This is a genomic window from Bradyrhizobium sp. USDA 4486 (assembly GCF_054057995.1).
This window is the reverse complement of sequence record NZ_JBSRZV010000001.1, coordinates 2,503,692-2,525,237: the sequence shown is the minus strand read 5'-3', so window position 1 is coordinate 2,525,237 and position 21,546 is coordinate 2,503,692. Positions and strand designations below refer to the sequence as shown.

Sequence of the window (21,546 nt, the reverse complement as noted above, 5' to 3'; positions counted from 1 at the left end):
GCCATCCGGGCTACGCTGTCCCGATGAGCATTCTCCTCAACATCGACGTCCCCGACGTTGCCGCCGCCACAGACTTCTACACCGCCGCTTTCGGCCTGACGGTCGGCCGCCGCTTCGGCACCGACTTCGTCGAGCTCAATGGCTGGCCGGCGCCGGTGTATCTGCTCACCAAGCAGGCCGGCACGATTGGCGCGGGCGGCGACCGCCGCCGCTATGAGCGGCACTGGACACCCATGCATATCGACGTCGTCGTCGACGATGTCGATGCCGCTGTTGCGCGTGCGCTCGCCGCCGGCGCGGTGCTCGAGGTGCCGGCGCGCGATGCGCCCTATGGGCGGATCGCGATGCTGGCCGATCCGTTCGGGCACGGGTTTTGTCTCTTGGCGTTCAGCGCGAAGGGCTATGACGCGCTGCTCGATGCGGGATCGTAGCGTCGTGGCGAGGCCAGTCCGGCAAAAGTTCGAAAACAACCCCATGCACAGTAGAAAGCAATTGGGATTTCACCGCCGGGTAAGGCGTGGATGGCCGGGACCCCGGCCATGACGGCGTGGGGGCCAGGCTGCCCAAAGCTCCGACGTCATATGCGGTTGCACCGAGCCCGGAGCGACTTCGGCGATCCCGAAATAACGTTTGACGCGTCGGGCAAAACAGGGGCATGATGTCAGGGTGGCGCCGGTGCGACGAGAGCTGGTTGCTGCGCCGGGGCCGCGGAGCGACATGCCAGAGAAGCCGAAGACAAAACCGCAAAGAAAACTGAAGATATACCAGACCTCGCTCGGCTTCTACGACCAGGCGGTCGCCGCACCCTCGATGAAGGCGGCGCTTCAGGCCTGGGGCGCGAGCTCCAATCTGTTCCATCAGGGCGTCGCAAAGGAGACCGACGACCCCGATGTCGTCGCCGCGACCATGGCAAGCCCCGGCGTCGTGCTCAGGCGCCCGGTCGGCTCGGACGATCCGTTCACCGAAGACGCCCAGCTGCCGAGCGCTCTCGCCGACGGCGAACCCAGGCCCAAGCGCAGGCCCAAGGCGGAATCGAAGAAGCGTCCCGTCAAGACCGCACACAAGCCGTCCCGCAAGGCCGACGATCAGGCCGCGCGCAAGGCGGCTGCGGCGTTCGAGAAGGAGGACCAGCGGCGCGAGGCCGAGCGCCGCAAGGAGGAGGCGGCGCGCGCGAAGGCGCGTGCGCGCCGGGACAAGGCCGTCGCCGCGGCCGAAGCCGCGCTGGAAGAGGCGAGGCGGAAGCACGTGGCGCGCACCGAGGCGATCGAGGCCGAGCGGGCCGCGCTCGATGAACGCAGCGAGGCCGAGCAGACCCGTTGGGACAAGCAAAGGCGGAAGCTCGAAGACGCCCTGCGCCGCGCGCGCGAGTAGGCGCGGGCGGATTTGGGACGGTCTGAGAGCGCGCTTTGTCCTTCGAGACGGCTGCTTTCAGCGGTCTTCTCAGCATGAGGCTAAGCGGCATTGGTGCCCGCTGAAGCGATTGCCGCACCTCCGTCCTCATCCTGAGGAGCCCGCCCAAGCGGGCGTCTCGAAGGATGGCCGCAGGGACGGCGCTTCCAGATGCGACAGCCGTGCCGCAGCTTGGGAGTAAATCCTTTACCATGGCGGCCGGTCGTGGGCGGCCCGGTGGAGCATTAGGGGTTTTGCGAAAAACTCTGCGCTAGGTTTCGATCCGGAATTTGCGGCTGCGTCGGATCCCTCGCCTGGCGCTGCCGCGAGCGTACGGGAGTCGTCATGGGCGATCATCGCGCCGCAGTCAGGCATCACACGCTGCGGACCGGCATTGTCGAGTTCGACAACGGCGCCGGCAGCGGCATCAGCGTGCCCTGCACGATCCGCGATGTCTCCGGCACCGGCGCGCGCCTCCAGCTCAACAGCTCGGCCTGGGTGCCGGAGCAGTTTTCGGTGATCTTCTCGAGCGGACTGCGCAAAGCCTGCCGGCTCGCCTGGCGCAAGGAGCGGCTGATCGGCACCGCGTTCGCGGACGGCTATGCGAGCCCGGAGGAGCAGGCCGCCATGATGACTGCGGACGAGCAGTCGCGGCACCGGCTCGGCATCGGCGCGCGTGTGAAAGCCGCGCGCGAGAGCCGCGGCTACACCGAAGCCCAGCTCGCCGAGCGCATCGGCGTTGCGCCCGCCTTCGTGGCGCGGGCCGAGATGGGCGAGGCGGACATTCCGCTCTACCAGCTGATGCACATCGCCGATTTGCTGATGGTCGGCCTCGACGGGCTCGTGGCAGGGCCTGCGCCCGAGGACGCCGACGCGGCGTAGGCGTTGACGACGTATCCGTCTCGGCTCACATCGAGCTGAGTGTGCGCGGCGGCCGGCATCGGCGGAGTCGCAGCGGTCAATCAGGCAAATCGAACAGCGAAATAGCTTGCCTTGCTTTGCATCCTTGAGCACTCTTCGTCGCGAAGGAGACCAACGCATGAAGAAAATGACCCTCGCGTGTGCGCTCGGAACCGCCGTGGTGCTGTGCAGCCTGGCAACGTCAGGTGCGGAAGCCCGGACGCGAAAGGCTGTCGTGGTCCGGGCACCACAAGAGAGGCTCATCGTCACCGCGCCTGTGCTCCGGCCGACGCCGTGGGATTACTATGTCGTTCCGCGCTATCGTTATCGCCCTGAAGACGACCGTGTCGATCCCTATGGCCCACCGCTGGTGCCGTCATATGTTCGTTATGAGGGATGGCGCTGGCCGTATTGGTGGTAGCACCCGGCTCGCGTAGCTCTGGTAAGGGTGGTCAAAGCGACCTGTCCGCCGTAGCTCGAAGAGGTTCGCCTTTGCTCACCCTGCGGCAGTCAGGGCAATCGCATATGAAAACGATGAGATTTTTGGTGCTACCGTTTCCACATCGTCATGGCCGGGCTTGTCCCGGCCATCCACGTCTTCACTCCTGCAAAACAAGACGTGGATGCCCGGGACATAGGCGAGCGAAGCGACGCCGTCCTTGCGGACGGCTATGCCCGGGCATGACGAGTTTGTGGTGCGATCGGCTGCTCACAAGGCACATCCAACCTGCAGCATTATCCGCATATGCGATAGCCCTGCTGCGGCAGGGTAGCCTGCCTTGTGAGCTCACCAATCGGGATCGCCGTAATAGGGGTCCATATAAGGCGGAGGCATCCAGGGACCTCGCGGCGGCCTGGGCCGCCGGGGCGCAGCGTCTGGTACATGGGGCCGGGCACGCGCAGCCGTATCGTTGTTCACACTGCGCACGACGGGCTTTGCGGCTGCGGAGGCCGATGACGCCGTCAGCTGCGTTTGCAGCGCCTGGACCTGCGCGGCGAGGCGCGCATTGTCCGCCGCATCCTTCTCCTGCGCCGCCTTGAGCTGTTGAATGGTGTCGGCCTGCTCGCGCAGGGTCTGCTCGTTGCGGCTTTTCAGTTGCTCGAGCTTGCCGTTGATGTTCGCAAGCTCGCTCGTGATGGCCCTGAGCGATTGCGCGAGATCGGACGATGACGCCTCAGGCGCCGCTGCGCCAGGCTTTGGTCTGCTTTCCGTGTCCTTGGCTTGCGTGTCCTTGGCTTGCGTATCCTTAGCTTGCGTATCGTCGGCTTCGGAGTTCTTGGCGACCGGCGGCGCGGGCGCCGGGCTCGTCTCATCCGCCGCGGCCAGCAGCATGGCCGGCGGCTGCGCCGGACTGTCCACGGCGGAGGCTTGCGATTGTGTGCTCGCGGCGGGCGGACCCAATCGTGCCATGATCGACTTGCTGATCGACTTGCCGATCGACTTGGCCTCATCGCGATATTGCGAAGCGAAGGCCGCACCGAGAAGGCCGATCACCAGCACGAGGCCAACCAAGGCGCGCATCATGGTCCGGTCTCCCTTCAGGCCCTGATCGCGAAGCCTGTCATTTGGACCCTTGGCAGCCGGTGTCGGCGCCTTGCTTGCGGGACCAGCGGCTGCCGTCGCAGCGGCGCTGGCGTGCGAAACGGGCGGGCTTTCGCTGTTGCGTTCCATTCCGGAAACCAGCCGGTCCAGCCGAGCAAGGTCTTGCTCTGCGCTCTTGATCCGGTCATAGGCCCGCGCCAGCCCGCCGTCGACGCGCGCCTCGTCCGGCTTGGCAGCATCAGGCTTGGCAGCATCAGGCTTGGCAGCATCAGGCTTGGCAGCATCAGGCTTGGCAGCATCAGGCTTGGCGGCGTCAAGCTTGGCGTTATCAGGCTTGTCGGTCTCGGGTTTGGGGTCGTTCGTCTCAGGCACCGATGCGCTCTCCATCCGGTCGGGCGTCAATGGGAGGCGGTCCGATCGCTGCAAGGATAGGTCTCGCCGCGGTCCGACACAACGCGTGTGCAAGGAAAAATTATGGCGGACCCGGGGAGCGGGCAGAGTGAGCGCAGCGTGGGTTAGCTCCGCGACCGCGCAAGCGCAGTTCGTAGGTTGAGCCGAGCGGAGCGAAGCCCATCAATGTCGATGATCGCACGATGGGTTTCGCAAGTGTTCTACCCCTAAGGGCTTCCGGCCACGCGGCGCGGGATACGCGGCCGCCGTTAAAGCGCGACGAGATCAGGAATCGTCATCGCGCTTCAGGTTGTTGTTTGCGCATGATCTTTCCGGAAAGCCGCTTCGCGCTTTGCGCTAAGGCGGCCCTCCGGGTCCATGCTTTAGTGACGTGTGGCGCGGATTTCGAGCGTCGTCTGGGTGAGCCTGGCCACGAACCCCTCAAAATGCATGGCCCTTTGTCTGTTCATTTGTTCATGCAGCTCGGCGATCTCTTGGGACTTGGCGACGAAGGCCTCGCACGCCTGTTTCGCGTACGCCATCTGAAGCTCGATGGCCTCGATGGGTGAGCGCGCCGTCGCGAGCTGTCCCAGGAAGGTCCAGGCGTGCTCAAGCGACGTCCTGACGTAATCGCCATAGGCATCGGCAATCGCCTGCGTGCCGGCCTGAGAGGGGTCCCTTGGTGTGACGGGCGCGCTTGCCGCGATCTCTATCCCGGGCGGCAGGGTTGCAGTCGAGGGAACCTGCTCACCGATCAGCCGGCTCGTCTCGACCTCTTGCTTGGTCTCTGGCCCGTTCTCTTGCTTGTTCTCTTCCTTGTTCTCTTCTTTGTTCTCTTGGCTGATCTCCGCCGAGGCATCCGGCAATGGATGCGCCGGGGTTGCGTGGTGCTCCCCGGCCCCGGTCCGTTGCCCGGCCTTTTTCTTGCCGCCGCGCCGGCCGGATTTTCCCGTTGGCTTATTTTCTACCGTACTCAACATTGCAAATGGCTCCTGAATATCGCTGAAGCCGCAAGCCTCCGTCGCGTTTGCGCTGAAATCGCGATTGCGGGTTGTCACTTGCGTGGCGGCGATGTGATGAGATTTGGCCGGAGCCGGCAGTGCGTGGGGCCGGTTAGCCGCGCGACGGCGCGAAGCGCAGGTCGCGCGGCCGATCGGGTTCTTGCTAGAAATTATTCGCGTCTGTACCCTACGTTGCAGAAGTGTTCTGGAAGTGAGCCTGAAATGACCATAGTCGAGAGCGTGGAGCAGGGCGCGGAGGCGAAAATGCCGGCGGGCGTGCTGCTCGAAGGCCCCGTGGTCGATGCAAAATTTCGCGATTCCTACATCTCGTTCGCGCTCATGATCGGAGGCTCGATCGGGGCGCTGCTCTGGACCGTCATTTATGGCATCGGCTGGGTGGAGATCTCGGTCTTCGCCGGCATGTTCGTGCTGACCACGATGGGCATCGGCTTCATGCATCGCTACTTCGTGCATCGCAGCTACCGCTGCGGTCCGGTGATGCGCACGATCCTCGCTGCGATCGCCACGATGGCGGTGCAGGGCTCGATCCTGAAATGGGTGAGCAACCATCGCCGGCACCATCTCCACTCCGACCGGCCCGGCGACGTCCACAGCCCCTACTATGATGGCTCCGGCAACCGCATCGAGAGTTTTGCAAAGGGGATGGGCCACGCGCAGGGTGGCTGGGTGTGGGACAAGGAGACCACCGATGCCGAATACTACGCCAGGGACATCCTGGCCGACCCGATCGCGATGTTCTTCACGAGGACACGCTGGTACTGGTACGCGCTGTCGGCGCTGATCATCCCCGCCGCCCTCGGCTTCGCGCTCAGTGGCATGCGCACGATGATCGGCTGCGTCCTGTTCTCAGGCCTGTTCCGCAGCTACGTCATGACCATGGCCACCTCGCTGGTCAACTCGGTCTGCCACAGCGACGGCCGCTGGGGCTACCGCCGCTTCGATACCAATGACGGCACCACCAATGAGCTCGTCACCACGATCCTCACCTTCGGCGAAGGCCTGCACAACAACCACCACCGGTTCCCGCGCGATGCGTATCTCTCGCATGCGTGGTACGAGCTGGACATCAACGGCCTGATCATTCTGGGGCTGGGAAAGCTCGGGCTGGTGCAGGATATTTTCATGGCGGGCGCGCGTCAGAAGGCCCGGCCGGATGGACCTCGCGAGCCGGGACCGGCGCCCAAGGAGACCGACGCGGCGAGCAGCCGCTAGCGGCCTTGCCCCTACGGCTGGCGGCGGTTGAGACTTTCTCCGAATGCGCCCATATTGCGGGGATGACGAAAGATGCGTTCGAGAACCTGACCGCGGCTGTAACGACGATCAACACGCCGATGCCTGCCGCCATCGACGAAGGCACGCTGCTGGCCTGTCTGAAGGGGGAGATCTCCGAGCGAAAATGGCGCGTGTACGTGCAAGCGTTGTTCGACGAGGTCGATGTCTCAGTCATCCACAATCTCGTCGTTGATCATATCGTGACGTTCGACGAGTTATTGAAGGCAATCGAGGCCTGGCAGGTCACGGAGTCCGAGAATGAAAGATGGGTCAGGGAGATGGCTGCCCTCGCGGTGGGAAGATCTCCTGCAGAAGGCGCTGGTCGCCCTCGATAGTCGGGAGGGCGGCGCCGGACCTTGGACGTTCGGCGGCGGCACCGCGCTGGCGCAGATTCTGGCTCACCGGATCAGCTACGACGTCGATATCTTCCTTTTCAAGTACCGCCTTGAAGAACCTCGCACCGAACATGAACCCGGTCACGAAGTCGCTCTGCGATGGCTGGCAATGGCCGGGCAAGTACCCGAAGCTCACCCTGCGCGACGTAGGTGAGATCGATTTCCTCAACGCCCCGTCATACACCGCCAATCCGACCTATGACCTGAGATTTGGCGAGCGCACGATTGCGGCGGAGCGGTCTGCGGAAATCGCGACCAAGAAACTGGTCTATCGCGCGTCGACCTACACGGCGCGCGACGCCTTCGATCTGGCCGCGATCTATTTGCATGATCGTTCGGCGCTGGGCGAGATCGCGCGATCTCCGGCCATCACTCAGCACGTCGTCTCGTCTGCGTTGAACCGGGTGAACCTCGCGAAGAGCCAATATCAGGCGGAGATGAGAAGTCTAATCAACGCGACTTCGCGTGGGGAGGAATTCATCGACGAGGCTTGTGAAATTGCGTTGGAGGCATTGATGGAGGTTCGCGCTTTGATTCCTGACGGCAGAGCCAGGTCAGGGCGTTGAGTGCGCTGTCACCATAGTGCGACAATCAATAGCGGCCGCCGCTGCTCTTTTGCTGCGTGATCCAGTCCGACAATGTTTTCGGTTTCGATCTTGCAGTCCGGCCCGGTGATGCCTTCGGATTGTCGCGGATGCCTTTCGTCGGACGGGTGCGCGTCGCTTCCTTTGCGCCGACGCCCTTCAATTCAGCAATCGATGCCTCCGCGGCTTCCTTCTCGAGGCGCAGCTGTTTCAAGCGCGCCATCTTGATGCGCTCTGCCTCGATTTCGGGGCGTTCGGACAGCAGCGGCTTGTGGTGAGCAAGCTCGGCCGGAACCAGGACGCCGAGAATGGTTGTCTCACCAAGCGCCTTGCAGGCTTCGAGCCGATGCAGTCCCTCGACCAGAACGAGGCGGTCTCCGTCGAGCCGAACGGAAATGGGGGCCTGTTGTCCGATGTCCAGAATGCTTTCCGCAATCTCCCCGACGATCTCGGGCCTGATCGCCTTCATCTGCTTCGCGGGAACGAAGATCTTCTCGATCGGGAAGCTTTCCGGTTTGGGCATAACTTGACTCCGCTTCTACCGGGCCCGTCGGAACCCATGCCGGTGATGTCTGGAGTTTAGGGGGGAAGGGCTCGACCGCAAAGGCAATTTCGACGGTTGGGTATTGATGAGCGTCGGAGCCGGAACCGATTTAGTGGCACCGTAACTCCGCCGCGGCCGTGGGATTAGTGAGGTAGATGGGTTCGCTGATGCCGAGATCGTATTTTGCGTTCGGTAAGTCTTGCCGAGGGGGCAATCCACCGCGGCTTGTCCGCGCGGGGAATGAGAGATGGGTTAGGCTACGCTAACCCACCTTGCGTGCTAATTGCTGTGCGCCCAAAAAAAGTCATACCGCAATTGTGAATTGGTCCACAGACGGCGGCCGTTCAGTCTGTTTATCTGCCGCCAACCGGCATCTCGTGCGCGCGTTTGGCATTGTGCATCTGGCGCCTTCGCATTTCGAAATTTCTGGGTGATCGCTATGGGCGTTTTTCATCGCACGGCCATGCTTTGCAGCTGGTTCATCGAGTCCACCATGAGCGGGTGTACCGAGAGATTTCGCGTGCGCTGAACAAGGCGCCCAGAGATTTTCCCGAGGCCCCGCCGGCGACGGACGGGGCTTTTTCATGTTCGCAAGCTACCCATTCCGCCCGGCGGAGCCTTCGCGAGAAGGAGGCAGGGTCGTGTGGGAGCATTTTGGACCCGATTTCGCTTTCGACGTGGTGAAAGGAATGGTCGCCGGAATAGCCTCAATGGCATTCCAGGTCGTGGCACCACGCACCTTTCGCGCCGCGAAGCAGTTTCGCGCGCGCTGGGTTGCGAGGAAAGCGGCGAAGCGAGCTGCGAGACGGGCACGCAGCAATGCGGTGGCCAATGATGAGCCGTGAGGAGCGGGTGGCCCGACGCATTAAGCGGATGAAGTTGCTGAAATGAGAAGGGCGGCCCTTTCGGCCGCCCTTTGCGTGTGTCCGGATCTAACGATGATCCTCGAGACGTTCTATGGCCTCACGAACACCCCGTCGTGCTTCCGCACGTATCGCACTTCATGCAGGTCCCATTCCGCACCAGCGTGAAGTTGCCGCACTCGCTGCACATCTCGCCCTCGTAGCCCTTGGCCTTGGCTTCGGCGCGGCGCTCGGCCTTGGTTGGGGCGGCGGACGCGGTACTGCCGGCCTTGCTCCACTGCAGCGCCTCGAGCTTCTCGGTTGGCGAGAGGTCGTGGCTGGCTTCCTGCTTCAGGGCGACGGCGCCTTCGATGGCGTCGCCGGCGCGGGCGGAGGTGCCGTGCGCGGCGAGCGCCGTGACGCGGCTGCCGCCGGATGGCGCGCTGTCGTTGCCTTGCGTGACCGCGGCGCTGCCGCCGCGCATCACGACGAGGTTGTCGGTCCGCGAGCGGGTGAGGCCGCGCGACACCAGCTTGGTGGCGTGGTGGCCGCCGTCCTCGTCCGGCTCCTTGCCTTCCTCGACGCCCTTGCCGAGCGCGTCAAAGCCCGTCTCGTTGGGATCGACGTGGGCGAGGTCGAAGCGAGAGAGGTAGCTCACCGCCAGCTCGCGGAAGACGTAGTCGAGGATCGAGGTCGCGTATTTGATGCTGTCGTTGCCCTGCACGGGGCCCGCCGGCTCGAAACGGGTGAAGGTGAAGGCGTCGACATACTCGTCCAGCGGCACGCCGTATTGCAGACCGAGGGAGACCGCGATCGCAAAATTGTTGATGAAGGAGCGGAGCGCTGCGCCTTCCTTGTGCATGTCGATGAAGATCTCGCCGAGACGGCCGTCGTCATACTCGCCGGTACGGAGATAGACCTTGTGGCCGCCGACGACCGCCTTCTGGGTGTAGCCCTTGCGTCGGTCAGGCATCTTCTCGCGCTCGCGCATCACGATGATGCGCTCGACCAGCTTCTCGACGATCTTCTCCGAGACCTGGGTCGCGCGTGCGGCCATCGGCTTCTCGTAGAGATGATCGACCGCGTCGTCTTCGTCCTCATCGTCGCTGATGAGCTGCGCGTTGAGCGGCTGGCTGAGCTTGGAGCCGTCGCGATAGAGCGCGTTGGCCTTCAGCGCCAGCTTCCACGACAGCATGTAGGCGGACTTGCAGTCCTCCACCGTGGCGTCATTCGGCATGTTGATGGTCTTGGAGATCGCACCCGAGATGAAGGGCTGCGCCGCCGCCATCATGCGGATGTGGCTCTCGACCGACAGGTAGCGCTTGCCGATCTTGCCGCAGGGATTGGCGCAGTCGAACACCGGATAGTGCTCGGCCTTGAGGTGCGGGGCACCTTCCACCGTCATCGCGCCGCAGATGTGGACGTTGGCGGCCTCGATCTCGCGCTTGGTGAAGCCGACGGCCTGGAGCAGGTCGAAGCCGGGGGCCGCGATCGCCTCGGCACCGATGCCGAGCTGGTCGCGGATGAAGTCTTCGCCAAAGGTCCACTTGTTGAAGGCGAACTTGATGTCGAAGGCGGTCGGCAGGGCCTTCTCGACCTTGGCGATGGCTTCATCGGTGAAGCCTTTGGCCTTGAGCGTCGAGGCGTTGATGCCGGGCGAGTTGGAGAGCGAGCCGTGGCCGACGGCGTAGGCTTCGATCTCCGCGATCTCGCTCTCGCGATAGCCGAGCGCGCGCAGTGCAGACGGCACCGCACGGTTGATGATCTTGAAGTAGCCGCCGCCGGCGAGCTTCTTGAACTTCACCAGGGCGAAGTCGGGCTCGATGCCGGTGGTGTCGCAATCCATGACGAGGCCGATCGTGCCGGTCGGCGCGATCACCGTGGTCTGGGCGTTGCGATAGCCGTGCTTCTCGCCGAGCTCGAGCGCCGCATCCCAGGCCGCCTTGGCATGCGCGACCAGGTCTTGTTGCGGGCAGGAGGCGTGGTCGAGCGGCACCGGGTTGACGGAGAGCGCCTCGTAGCCGGAAGCCTCGCCATGGGCGGCGCGGCGGTGATTGCGGATGACGCGCAGCATGTGCTGGGCGTTCTTCTTGTAGCCCGGGAAGGTGCCGAGCTCCGCCGCCATCTCCGCCGAGGTCTTGTAGGTGATGCCGGTCATCACCGCAGTCAGCGCGCCGCAGAGCGCACGGCCTTCCTTGCTGTCATACGATAGACCCATGGTCATCAGCAGGCCGCCGATATTGGCGTAGCCGAGACCCAGCGTGCGGAACTCGTAGGAGAGCTCGGCGATCGCGCGCGAGGGGAATTGCGCCATCATGACCGAGATCTCGAGCACGATGGTCCAGAGCCGGCAGAGATGCTCGTAGCCGGCGACGTCGAACTGCTTGGTCGTCGTGTTGTAGAACGTCAGCAGGTTCGCGGACGCCAGGTTGCACGCCGTGTCGTCCAGGAACATGTATTCCGAGCACGGATTGGATGCGCGGATGTCGCCGGACGCCTTGCAGGTGTGCCAGTCGTTCATGGTGGTGTTGAAGTGCAGGCCCGGGTCGGCCGACGCCCAGGCGGCGTAGCCGATCTTTTCCCAGAGGTCGCGCGCCTTCAGCGTCTTCGTCACCTTCTTGGAGGTGCGGGCGTTGAGATTCCAGTCACCGTCCGTTTCCACGGCGCGGAGAAAATCGTCCTTCAGCGAGACCGAGTTGTTGGAGTTCTGGCCCGAGACGGTGAGATAGGCTTCGCTATCCCAGTCGGTGTCGTAGGTGTCGAACTGGATGTCCTTGTAGCCTTGCTTGGCAAACTGGATGACGCGCTTGATGTAATTGTCAGGCACGAGGCTGCGGCGCGCGAGCTTGATCTCGCGGCGGAGCGCAGGGTTCTTCTCGGGATCGAAGCAATCGTCGCCCGAGCCTTCGCAGTTCACGCAGGCCTTGAGCACCGCCTTGAGGTGCTTCTGGTTGATCTTGGAGCCAGTGACGAGGGCAGCGACCTTCTGCTCCTCCTTCACCTTCCAGTCGATATAGGTCTCGATATCGGGGTGATCGACGTCGACGACGACCATCTTGGCCGCGCGGCGCGTGGTGCCGCCCGACTTGATCGCGCCGGCGGCGCGGTCGCCGATCTTGAGGAAGCTCATCAGGCCGCTCGAGCGGCCGCCGCCCGAGAGTTTCTCGCCTTCGCCGCGCAGGCGGGAGAAGTTCGAGCCGGTGCCGGAGCCGTATTTGAACAGGCGGGCCTCGCGGACCCAGAGGTCCATGATGCCGCCCTCGTTGACGAGATCGTCACCGACGCCCTGGATGAAGCAGGCGTGCGGCTGCGGATGCTCATAGGCCGACTTGGACTTGGTCAGCTTGCCGGTGAAGGGGTCGACGTAATAGTGGCCCTGGCCGGGGCCGTCGATGCCATAGGCCCAGTGCAGACCGGTGTTGAACCATTGCGGCGAATTCGGCGCGACCATCTGCATGGCGAGCATGTAGCGGAGTTCGTCATAGAACGCCTGGGCGTCCTCGTCGGAGCTGAAATAGCCGCCCTTCCAGCCCCAATAGGTCCAGCAGCCGGCGAGGCGATCGAACACCTGCTTGGCGCTGAGCTCGCTGACATAGCGCTCTTTCTCGGGGAGAGCTGCGAGAGCCTCGGTGTCGGGCACGGAGCGCCACAGGAAAGAGGGGACGGACTCCTCCTCGACCTTCTTCAGGCGCGCGGCAACGCCCGCCTTGCGGAAGTATTTCTGGGCCAGCACGTCGGAGGCGACCTGCGACCACTCGGTCGGCACCTCGACGTTATCCAGCTTGAACACGACCGAGCCGTCGGGATTGCGAATCTCCGACGTGGTCAGCCGGAAATCGATCCCGGCATAAGGTGACTGTCCCGAAGTGGTGTGGCGCCGCTCAATTCGCATTGTCTTGCCCCGTCCTTATCTTTGACCGGATCCGCTCCTCGTTGGAAGCGGGCCGGGTCGTCATTTCTCTCTCGCGCTTCCTCACAGGGCCACCGGCCCAAAGGCTTCGCAGTTCAGCCGGTGGAGTCCGGCCCAGTTTCTCCCTGCGCGATGGCTCGATGCGTGCATCGATCATCCCGCCGGCATGTCCAGACACATCCGCCCCAACGGGATGAGCCCGACATGTGTTCAACGCCCCACAACGTCACTTCTTCAACCGATGCCATCCGAGCCTTTTGCCGGCCCGTTCTGGCGCCCGAAAAGTCCGCTTCTTGAGGGCAGACAAGCCCTCATCCCGCAGCCTTTGGCCGGCTGGCGGAGCTAAGATTTGCGAGACCCTTTGGGGGAGTGCCGGCGGGACGCAAACTCACTCGCGCCGAACGGACCGAAAGCTAGGACTCTCCGTTGCGCCCGTCAAGAACTAGTGCGAGTTCCTGAATCAAATACTAAATATGGTGGATTGCGGGGGATAACAGGGGGCAAGCCCGCGCCTGTTCTGGAGCCAAGTATCAGTGAGTCCTCAGGGATTCCCAACCGAAAAAATTTGTCTCCCGTGACGATGCGGACCCTTCATCCCGCTGTTCACAGGGCAGGTATATTTCTGGGCAACGGGATTGCGTCAGCAGGACTCACGTACCCTTACGGAAGATGAGGGCAGGCATGCCCGCCGAGGTGGTGGTGGAGGGGGCGAATCCGGGTCAAGCTGACCTCGATTTTGCCGGACTGCCCACATGCTTGATTCGACTCGCCGGGATACGCGGCCGCGTATCGCCCCGGCCGGCCTGATGTTCCTCGCGATCACCTCGATCGGCTGGGGCTTCAATTGGCCGGTGACGAAATTCCTCCTCGCCGAGCTGCCGCCGCTGACCCTGCGCGGGGTGACCGGCGTGCTGGGCGCGCTGCTGCTGGCCGCGCTGGCGGTGATCCGCCGGCAGAGCCTAAAGGTCGACCCTGCGATCTGGCCGCGCCTCTTGACCGCCGCCGTCCTCAACGTCACCGGCTGGATGGTGCTGATGGGCCTCGCGCTGCTCTGGCTGCCGGCGAGCGAAGCGGCGCTGATCGCCTACACCATGCCGGTCTGGGCCTCGATCATCGCCTGGCCGGTGCTGGGCGAGCGGCCGACATTGCTGCGCACGTTGGGGCTGGTGATGGCCTTTGCCGGGCTGGCCTCGATCATGGGCGGCAACGGCATTGCCGCGAGCGCGGAGAAGCTGCCCGGCATCATCATGGCGCTCGCGGGCGCGCTCGGCTTTGCCGTCGGCACGGTCTTCTCGAAGAGATACCCGATCCACCTGCCGCCGATCACCGCCGCGGCCTGGCAGATCGGGATCGGCTGCCTGCCGATCTCGGTCATCGGGCTGCTGGTCGAGACCTCGCATCTGGACAAGGTGACGCCGGTCGGCTGGTGGCTGCTGCTCTATTCGACCGTGGTGCAGTTCTGCATCGCCTATGTCAGCTGGTTCGCCGCGCTGTCGCGATTGCCGGCCTCCGTCGCTGCGATCGGCACCATGGCGGTGCCGGTCATCGGTGTCGTGGCGTCTGCGATCGCGCTCGGCGAGCCGCTCGGGGCAGGGCAGATCGCGGGACTGGTGTTCACGCTGGCCGCGGTGATGCTGGCGACGCGTTAGGCTTTTCGTTTGAGCATGATCCTGTCGGAAACCGCTGCACACTTTTCCGGATCATGCTCCCAGCGCCTTCCTGATCATCGCCGCCAGCTGATTGCGCCGATAGGGCTTTGTCAGCAGCAGCACGCCGTCATCCAACTTGCCGTGATGCACGATGGCGTTGTCGGTGTAGCCGGAGGTGTAGAGCACCTTCAGGCCGGGGCGGAGCGCTGCCACCTTCTCGGCGAGCTCGCGCCCGCTCATGCCGCCGGGAATGACGACGTCGGTGAAGAGGAGGTCGAATTCCTGGCCGGCCTCGATCAATTCCAGCGCGGCCTTGCTGTCCGCAGCGGCGACCGTCTTATAGCCGAGGCTCTGCAATTGCGCGGTGACGAAGTTGCGCACCAGCGGATCGTCCTCGACGACCAGAATGGTCTCGGCGCCGCCTTCGGCTTGCGGAGCTGTGGCGGCGGCCGTCTCGCTCGCGCCTTCGCCCGGCGGCAGATAGAGCTTGATCGTGGTGCCGTGGCCTGGCTCGCTGTAGATCTTGATGTGCCCGCCCGACTGCTTGACGAAGCCGTACACCATGGAGAGGCCGAGGCCCGAGCCCTTGCCGACCTCCTTGGTGGTGAAGAACGGCTCGAACGCCTTCTGCTGGATGTCGGTCGACATGCCGGTGCCGGTGTCGCTGACCGCGAGCATCACGTAGGGGCCGGGCACCACCTCGGCGTTGGCCTGCGCATAGGCCTCGTCCAGCACGACCCGGCGGGTCTCCAGCAGCAGCTTGCCGCCGTTCGGCATCGCGTCGCGGGCGTTGATCGCCATGTTGAGCACGGCATTGGTGAGCCGGGACGGATCGATATGCGCCGTCATCGGTCCCCGTTCCAGCACGGTCTCGATCTGGATCTGCTCGCCGAGCGTCGGGCGCAAGAGCTTTGCGATGTCGGTGATCGCCGCATTGATCTCGACGTTGCGCGGCTGCAGCGGCTGCTTGCGCGCGAAGGCGAGCAGGTGCTGGATCAGCTCGGCGCAGCGCTCGGCGGCATCGTCGATCAGGCGCGCCACGCGCTGCAGCTCCGGCTGCTGCTTCAGGCTCGCCACCAGCGTCTCGGTGTTGCCGGAGATCACGGTCAGCATGTTGTTGAAGTCGTGGGCGACGCCGCCGGTCAGCTTGCCGATCGCATCCAGCTTCTGCGATTGGTGCAGCTGCCGCTCGGTGTCGCGCGTGGTGGTCGCGTCGTGATAGACCAGCACCGCGCCGGAAATGTCGCCTTGCCCGTCCAGCATCGGCCGGCCGCTGATCATGAGGTGGCGCGCAGGATTGCCGCTGTGCGGGCGGACGATCATCTCCATGGCCTCGAACTGCTCGCCGCGCAGCACCCGCTTGGACGGCAGCTCGTCGGCCTTCAGCGGTGTGACGCCGTCGCCATGAAACACATCTGACAGCGCCAGCAGATTGCTCAGGTTCATCCCGGTCCGGTGCAGCAGTATGCGTTCGGCCGCGGGATTGGACAAAAGGACGTTGCCCTCGGTGTCGATGACCAGCACCGCCTCCGCCATGCTGCGAAAGGTGCTCTGGAGCACGTTGACCGACAGGCGCAGCTCGTCATGCGCGGCGACCAGATGCTCGGTGCGCTCGGCGACCGCGGCCTCGAGCTGCTCGTTGGCGGCGGTGGCTTCCTCGAGCGTGCTCTTGAGCGCGCTCTGGGTGCGGTGGCTCTCGCGCATCACCATGAGCACCAGCAGCAGGATCACCAGCGCGCCGGCGACGTCGATGCCGAGCAGCACGATGCCGGTGCGGCGCGAATCCTGGGAGCGTGCGGTCAGCAGCCGTTCTTCCTCCGCGCTCAGCTGGTCGAGATTGCCCATCACGGTGTCCATGAGGCCGCGGCCCTCGGCCTTGCCCTGGAGCGCGGCAATGCCGGCCTCGTCGTTCGCGGCGCGCAAGCGCATCGCCGCGGCGGCAATCTCCATTCGGCGCAGCGCCAGCGGCTCTGTGCCCTCCAGCAGCGCGACCTGGTCCGGATTGTCGCGCACGTCGCGCTTGAGGCTCGCGAGCGCCGGCGCGATCTGGGCGTGGGCGGCCTCGAACTCATCGCTGAAGGCCTGGTTGCGGTAGATCTCGAAGCCGCGCGCGGCGCTCTCGGCGCGGCGCAGCAGCACGCGTAGATCGGAGATCTTCTTCAGCACCTGGACGGTGTGATTGACCCAGGTGGTATCGGACCGCGACTTGACGTCGAGGGCGATCGAGGCGGCGGTGATGATCAGGAGAATGGCGAGTCCAGCACCGAGAATGACGCGTTGCGTTGGGATCAAGGTGCTTCTTTCTGGTCCTTCGGCAACGCCGCCTCGCCGAGGCATTCCCGGACCGCGGTCAGCAGCGCGTCGGGCGTGAACGGCTTGCGCAGGCAGCGCGTCGCGCCGAGCTCCAGCGCCATGCGGAGGAAATCGGGCGAGGGCGAGGCGGACGATGCGAAGGCGTAGCCGGACATCGCGATCAGCGGCACGGACGGCGCGCGCTCATGAAAGATGCGGATGGATTCGAAGCCGCGCATATGCGGCATGAAGATGTCGACCAGCATCACGTCATAGGCCTGCGCTTCAAGGGCGGCCAGTCCCGTCTCGCCGCCGTCAGCCAGTGTGACGTCGAAGCCCTGACGTTGGAGGAGGACCTCGATGGTCGCGCCGACCATCGGATCGTCATCTACCACGAGGATACGCGGCATGACACTTCCCAGCAAATCGAAGTCCCCATGGGATTTGTGATATCCGCGAATCGTGGGTCGGGTCAATTTTGGATTGGAGCGATGTCGATATGCACGGCGTGGTGCATGAGGTTCCCGCTGCTATGCCCGCAGCGGCGATTACGCCGTTCAATCCCGGCAGTTCGATGAAAAATCGAGGCAAAGCTCGCTAAAGCACAACGAGATTGGGATCATCGCGCTTGAGGTTGTTGTTTGAGCATGATCTTTCCGGAAAACCGCTCCGCAATTTTCGGGATCATGCTTCCGCCGCAGTGAGATCGTAGGCCGCCTGAATGGCTGCCAGAGTGGTGCGCGATTTCGCTGCGGGATCGACGATCACGACCATCACGCGGGCATGCGCCGCCAGCTCCAGGAAGGGAAGCGAGGGCCGCGGCAGCGGGACGGCCACCACCAGCAGCGGCGCCGCGCCGGAGGGGCGGCTGACGCGCACCGGCTCCGAGAGCGAGGTGCCGATGCCCGAGGCGACGACGAGCGCATCCATCAGCGCGCGCGACAGGGCCTGTCGTTCGCCGGGCAATGCGCAGGCGAGCTGGAGGCCGCCGTCGGCGTCGAACACGATGCCGTCCGATCTTCGCAGCAAATCGTCTGCGGCCCTGTTGGTCAGGACGATGCGGCCGCGGCGGTCCAGCAGCATGGCGGCATTGGGCATCAAATCGAGGACCGCGGACAATTGCCGCTGTCCGTCCGCGCGGCCGGCGAGCAGGAGTGAGGCATCGAGGGCGCGGCAGAGATGCGGGCTCAGCTGGTCGAGCAGACGGACGCGCTGCTCTACCTGATCGGTGCCGCGCCGCGAGAGGCAGAATCCAAAGCCGCCGACGCTGCCGTCGACGGCGAAGCCCTTGTAGTTGATGTCCAGGATGTCCTCGTGCCCGTAAGGCGCCAGCACGTCGGCATAGAACGCGGTCCTCCGGATCGAGCCGGGCTCGACCAGGGAGTTGGCGCTGACCGCCTTGCCGAAGGGCACTTTGGTGACCGCGACGGTCCATGGATTCCAGGCGTAGTGCTCGCGGAAGATCGCAGACGGCTCCTCGGGCAGCCGGCGGAGGATCTGGGTCGGAGGCAGCCTGCTTGCTCGCGGCGGGCCATCACCCGCCTGGATGATGACGCGCGATCTCGGCTTGAGGTATTGCCCAAGCGCGATCCCGGTCGGGGCTTGCCGGAGGCCTCGATCGCAGGCGGATGCATGCCTGCATGCGGGTGTGGGAGGTTCGACGATGACGAAACTCACGCTTCATGGATTGCGTTCGTCGAAGGATGTGCAAGGCTTGAATGAGGAGGATCGCTCGACATATCGGCGCTGAGCGCGCTGCTCGTGCGCGATCTACGCGATCGTTGTGATCGCCTTGCTCGCCGGATGATGGGTTCACGATCGGAATACGACGAGGGTTGCAGGCCGAGATCATCCGATCGGTATCGATGCGGCGCCCGATTTGCCATCGCAAATTTCCGGCGGGAGGCGCGGCGCAGTTATGTCTGACTGATCGATTTACCCAGATGAAGGGCACCGCAGCGCGTGCTGCGGGCCACGCGATCTGAAGGCGAAAGGAGGCTGGAACCGGAATTGTGAGGTCATTGAACGCGGCCATCACCCGATAGGGTGAGGCGGCAGGATGTTAGTCGCGGTATCATCATAATGCGTCCTTAGGTTGTTCATACAATCGATAGTTGTTGGTCGGCTCGGGCGGGAGCGCGATGAATCATTCCAGCGACAGGATCGAGAAGGTCCTCGACCTCATCTATGACGCGGCGGCCGAGAACGATCTTTGGCCGCATGTGCTCACGGCGATTGCCGATCTGACCCGCAGCCAGGGCGGCATATTGTTCGGCCAGTCCCTTACCGCGGAGCGGATCTATTTCGATTTCAACGGCCGCCTCAGCGAGGAGTGCAACCGCGCCTATCAGGAGCGGCATATGCAGAATCCGTGGTCGCGCTACATGGAGACCCAGCAGGTCGGCCGGCTGGTGCTGTCCGACGAAGCCATCTCGCTGCGGGAGCTCCAGGCATCCGGCTTCTACGACGAGGTGTTACGGCCGCAGCAGATCGCGCACAACGGAATGATGGCGCTCGCGGCGCGCGAGGATTTTCGTGCCGCCTTCAACATGTGCCGCAGCGCGCGGCATGGCCCGTTCGATCCGGACGAGCAGCGGCTTTTGGAATGGCTGTCGCCGCATCTGTGCCGGTCGGTGGCGCTTGGATTCCGGATGGATGGCTACCTCGCCATGCAGCAGGCAACCTTCAATATCCTCGACCGGCTTGCCGATGGCGTCACCGTGCTCGACCGCAAGGCGCGGGTACTGTTCGCCAATGGTGCGGCCCGCCGCATGGCCGAGGAGGGCGTGCTGCGGCTGCATCAATCGGTCACGACTCGTTCGCCGGCGCATTCGCAGCGGCTGGGCGAGCTGATCCGCCGCGCGCTCAAGGGTGCCGCCGGCGGAACGATGAGCCTGCCGCGCGATATCGACGGAGAGCTTCTGGCCATTCTGGTCACGCCCATCAGAAGCAAGGATCTCGGGCGGCTCTCGGATGCCGGCATCAAGGATGCCGCCGTGCTGCTGTTCATCGTCGATCCCGCCAACCGGCGATCGATCCCGCTCGGGCAGATCATGGATGCCTATGGCCTGACGCACGCCGAGGCGCGGGTGGCGCTCGCGGCTTCGTCCGGTCACACGATCCTGGAGACCGCGCAATCGCTGAAGCTGTCGCCCAACACCATCAAGACGCATCTGCGCCGCGTCTTCGCCAAGACCGCGACCGGCCGCCAGGGCGAGCTTGCCGGCCTGATCACGGCGGTGGGCACGGTCCGGATCGGCGAGGTGGATCAGGCACAATGATGTCTCACCCGGCCGGGTGATGACGGCCGATGCGGCCATCCGCTAGATTTTGTTTCCAACCAGGTCCGGGCCGCTCGCAGCCGACGCGGCCGGATGGAATCGCAAGTGAGGTCTGCCGTGCGGTGGGTGGAAGTGGCTGGCTACATCGCCTCGTCGCTGGTGTTCCTGACCTTCTACATGCGCCGCATGGTCCCGTTGAGGCTCGTCGCGCTCTGCAGCAATGTCGCATTCCTGACCTATGCTTGCGCGCTTCATCTCGCGCCGATCGCCATTCTCCATGGCGCGCTCATCCCGGTGAACATTGTCAGGCTGATCGGCGCGCTGCGAGAGGGCAAAGAGAATCCGCGCGGCGGCGATCCGCGTCCTGATGTCGCCCATTCGAGCCGCTATTTGCCGCGCCGGTCGGAGATCGCGTGATGCAGCGGACCTGGCGTGATGCCGGACGCGCCGGCTGCCGGACGGCTGACAGCGGATGAAATTGTGGAGTTCGAGTGCCTCGATGCCACGGCTCCGCTCGACGAAATCGGACGTCCGGCGTGGTCGTTCGAAGGCGAGCCGTTGACGGTGCGCGAGCGGCGCTGGCTAGAGCTCTACCGCAAGCTGGCGAAGTGCGAGGATGCGTCGGAAACGCGTCAGCGGCGCCGGTAGTTCACCGGCGCCGCCCACTCATCGCGTTGTTCAGGCCGCCTTACGGGCAGGGATGGCGCTCGCCGTCATAGCCGAGATACGTGCCCGAGGCCGGGTCGTAAGACCTGTAGCGCTGTGCGCAATACGCGGCGGCGTCGCCGCCGGTGTCGGGCACGACCGCAACTGACGGCTCATCGTAATAGGTGTCGCCGTAGTAATAGGGGTCATCGTAATAGCCGCCGCCGTAATACGCGTAGGAGCCGAGGCCGCCGATGGCGGCGCCGGCCGCAAAGCCGGGCCAGAAGCCGCCGCCCCGATGATGCCAGCGGTGACCGCTCCAATTGCCGCCGCCGCCCTGCCAGTTGCCGCCCGCCGCTGCGACCGGACGGCCGCCGCCGCTAAACGTCGCTCCTGTGGTTGGACGCATGGCAACGCCGGCGCTCGGGCGCATGGCTGCGCCGCCCGCGAAACTGGCGCCACCGCCGCCGATCCGGGGGCCAGCGGCGAAGCTGCCGCCGCCCATGTGGGGGCCAGCACCACCACCGAAGTGAGCGCCTCCGCCGCCGCCACCAAAATGGGCGCCGCCGCCACCGCCGAAATGGGCTCCTCCGCCACCGCCAGCGGCGGAACGGCCCTGAGCAAAGCTCGGGCTCGCCAACGGAAGCATCAACGCGACTGCCGCGGCGGCACTCAAAACCTTCAGACTGTTCATGATCAAACTCCTTTCCCGGAAAAGCCAACCCGATGAAACAGCGCTGGTTCCTGGGATCACGCTGGTTTGCGTGTGCTCGCCGAGCGTCTCACCTCGCCGCTGTACCTGGGATGAACGGATCGCGACCGATTTGCGACCGGCCCGCAGTCCGGAGCACCCCGCATTAGTGGAGGGCATGGCCGCGCCGGCCGAAC

Annotated in this window: 20 protein-coding genes; 12 read left to right on the top strand and 8 right to left on the bottom strand. The window is 64.6% G+C overall.

What is annotated here, in order from left to right:
• Nucleotides 1-23 precede the first annotated feature (23 nt).
• The 4 genes from ACVWY3_RS12380 to ACVWY3_RS12365 all read left to right on the top strand — a co-directional run bounded on the left by ACVWY3_RS12380 (nt 24) and on the right by ACVWY3_RS12365 (nt 2,710).
• Nucleotides 24-431, top strand: a complete 408-nt coding sequence (locus ACVWY3_RS12380) for a VOC family protein (RefSeq protein ID WP_456838693.1) — start codon at nt 24-26, stop codon at nt 429-431.
• A 286-nt stretch (nt 432-717) separates the two neighbouring features.
• Complete coding sequence (locus ACVWY3_RS12375) at nt 718-1,371, top strand: cell envelope biogenesis protein TolA (protein WP_456838692.1); 654 nt, start codon at nt 718-720, stop codon at nt 1,369-1,371.
• A 363-nt stretch (nt 1,372-1,734) separates the two neighbouring features.
• The gene (locus ACVWY3_RS12370) at nt 1,735-2,271 is read left to right on the top strand and encodes a helix-turn-helix domain-containing protein (protein ID WP_456838691.1); all 537 of its coding nucleotides are present in this window, start codon (nt 1,735-1,737) and stop codon (nt 2,269-2,271) included.
• Between the two features lie 157 nt (nt 2,272-2,428).
• Complete coding sequence (locus ACVWY3_RS12365; RefSeq protein ID WP_456838690.1) at nt 2,429-2,710, top strand: hypothetical protein; 282 nt, start codon at nt 2,429-2,431, stop codon at nt 2,708-2,710.
• A gap of 366 nt (nt 2,711-3,076) precedes the next feature.
• Here ACVWY3_RS12365 and ACVWY3_RS12360 read toward each other — a convergent pair whose 3' ends face one another.
• Nucleotides 3,077-4,219: a hypothetical protein gene (locus tag ACVWY3_RS12360; protein WP_456843345.1), complete on the bottom strand. Its 1,143-nt coding sequence runs from the start codon at nt 4,217-4,219 to the stop codon at nt 3,077-3,079.
• Between the two features lie 386 nt (nt 4,220-4,605).
• The gene (locus ACVWY3_RS12355) at nt 4,606-5,202 is read right to left on the bottom strand and encodes a phasin family protein (protein WP_456838689.1); all 597 of its coding nucleotides are present in this window, start codon (nt 5,200-5,202) and stop codon (nt 4,606-4,608) included.
• A 243-nt stretch (nt 5,203-5,445) separates the two neighbouring features.
• On the opposite strand from ACVWY3_RS12355, the gene ACVWY3_RS12350 reads away from it, so the two are divergent.
• From ACVWY3_RS12350 to ACVWY3_RS12335, 4 genes are read left to right on the top strand one after another with little or no spacing between them, the layout of a single operon-like run.
• Entirely contained in the window at nt 5,446-6,456 is a 1,011-nt protein-coding gene (locus ACVWY3_RS12350; protein WP_456838688.1) for an acyl-CoA desaturase, read from the top strand.
• Between the two features lie 5 nt (nt 6,457-6,461).
• Nucleotides 6,462-6,851: a hypothetical protein gene (locus ACVWY3_RS12345; protein WP_456843576.1), complete on the top strand. Its 390-nt coding sequence runs from the start codon at nt 6,462-6,464 to the stop codon at nt 6,849-6,851.
• On the top strand, nt 6,775-7,065 hold the full coding sequence (locus tag ACVWY3_RS12340) for a nucleotidyl transferase AbiEii/AbiGii toxin family protein (RefSeq protein ID WP_456838687.1): 291 nt from the start codon (nt 6,775-6,777) through the stop codon (nt 7,063-7,065). The genes ACVWY3_RS12345 and ACVWY3_RS12340 overlap by 77 nt, the downstream gene beginning before the upstream one ends.
• Nucleotides 6,962-7,477 carry a hypothetical protein gene (locus tag ACVWY3_RS12335; protein WP_456843575.1) on the top strand — a complete coding sequence of 172 codons (516 nt, stop codon included), beginning with the start codon at nt 6,962-6,964 and terminating at the stop codon, nt 7,475-7,477. Before ACVWY3_RS12340 ends, ACVWY3_RS12335 begins: the two co-directional genes overlap by 104 nt.
• 25 nt (nt 7,478-7,502) lie before the next feature.
• Here the strand turns inward: ACVWY3_RS12335 and ACVWY3_RS12330 are convergent, their stop codons facing one another.
• Together ACVWY3_RS12330 and ACVWY3_RS12325 are read right to left on the bottom strand one after the other, a co-directional pair.
• Nucleotides 7,503-8,018 (bottom strand): chromosome partitioning protein ParB, encoded by a 516-nt coding sequence (locus tag ACVWY3_RS12330; RefSeq protein WP_456838686.1) that lies wholly within the window; start codon nt 8,016-8,018, stop codon nt 7,503-7,505.
• A gap of 984 nt (nt 8,019-9,002) precedes the next feature.
• The gene (locus ACVWY3_RS12325; RefSeq protein WP_456838685.1) at nt 9,003-12,773 is read right to left on the bottom strand and encodes a vitamin B12-dependent ribonucleotide reductase; all 3,771 of its coding nucleotides are present in this window, start codon (nt 12,771-12,773) and stop codon (nt 9,003-9,005) included.
• Between the two features lie 770 nt (nt 12,774-13,543).
• Between ACVWY3_RS12325 and ACVWY3_RS12320 the strand changes: the two genes are divergently transcribed.
• Nucleotides 13,544-14,440, top strand: coding sequence for a DMT family transporter (locus ACVWY3_RS12320; RefSeq protein WP_456838684.1), 897 nt, complete (start codon nt 13,544-13,546; stop codon nt 14,438-14,440).
• Between the two features lie 51 nt (nt 14,441-14,491).
• On the opposite strand, the gene ACVWY3_RS12315 is transcribed toward ACVWY3_RS12320, so the two are convergent.
• The 3 genes from ACVWY3_RS12315 to ACVWY3_RS12305 form a co-directional block, all read right to left on the bottom strand.
• On the bottom strand, nt 14,492-16,732 hold the full coding sequence (locus ACVWY3_RS12315) for a CHASE3 domain-containing protein (RefSeq protein WP_456838683.1): 2,241 nt from the start codon (nt 16,730-16,732) through the stop codon (nt 14,492-14,494).
• Nucleotides 16,729-17,142 (bottom strand): response regulator, encoded by a 414-nt coding sequence (locus tag ACVWY3_RS12310; RefSeq protein ID WP_456838682.1) that lies wholly within the window; start codon nt 17,140-17,142, stop codon nt 16,729-16,731. The genes ACVWY3_RS12315 and ACVWY3_RS12310 overlap by 4 nt, the downstream gene beginning before the upstream one ends.
• A 274-nt stretch (nt 17,143-17,416) precedes the next feature.
• Nucleotides 17,417-18,409 (bottom strand): hypothetical protein, encoded by a 993-nt coding sequence (locus tag ACVWY3_RS12305; RefSeq protein WP_456838681.1) that lies wholly within the window; start codon nt 18,407-18,409, stop codon nt 17,417-17,419.
• A 464-nt stretch (nt 18,410-18,873) separates the two neighbouring features.
• On the opposite strand from ACVWY3_RS12305, the gene ACVWY3_RS12300 reads away from it, so the two are divergent.
• The 3 genes from ACVWY3_RS12300 to ACVWY3_RS12290 all read left to right on the top strand — a co-directional run bounded on the left by ACVWY3_RS12300 (nt 18,874) and on the right by ACVWY3_RS12290 (nt 20,661).
• On the top strand, nt 18,874-20,013 hold the full coding sequence (locus ACVWY3_RS12300; protein WP_456838680.1) for a helix-turn-helix transcriptional regulator: 1,140 nt from the start codon (nt 18,874-18,876) through the stop codon (nt 20,011-20,013).
• 105 nt (nt 20,014-20,118) lie between these two features.
• Nucleotides 20,119-20,430 (top strand): hypothetical protein, encoded by a 312-nt coding sequence (locus ACVWY3_RS12295; protein ID WP_456838679.1) that lies wholly within the window; start codon nt 20,119-20,121, stop codon nt 20,428-20,430.
• Between the two features lie 18 nt (nt 20,431-20,448).
• Nucleotides 20,449-20,661 (top strand): hypothetical protein, encoded by a 213-nt coding sequence (locus ACVWY3_RS12290; RefSeq protein WP_456838678.1) that lies wholly within the window; start codon nt 20,449-20,451, stop codon nt 20,659-20,661.
• Between the two features lie 40 nt (nt 20,662-20,701).
• Here the strand turns inward: ACVWY3_RS12290 and ACVWY3_RS12285 are convergent, their stop codons facing one another.
• Complete coding sequence (locus ACVWY3_RS12285) at nt 20,702-21,352, bottom strand: BA14K family protein (protein ID WP_456838677.1); 651 nt, start codon at nt 21,350-21,352, stop codon at nt 20,702-20,704.
• Nucleotides 21,353-21,546 lie beyond the last annotated feature (194 nt).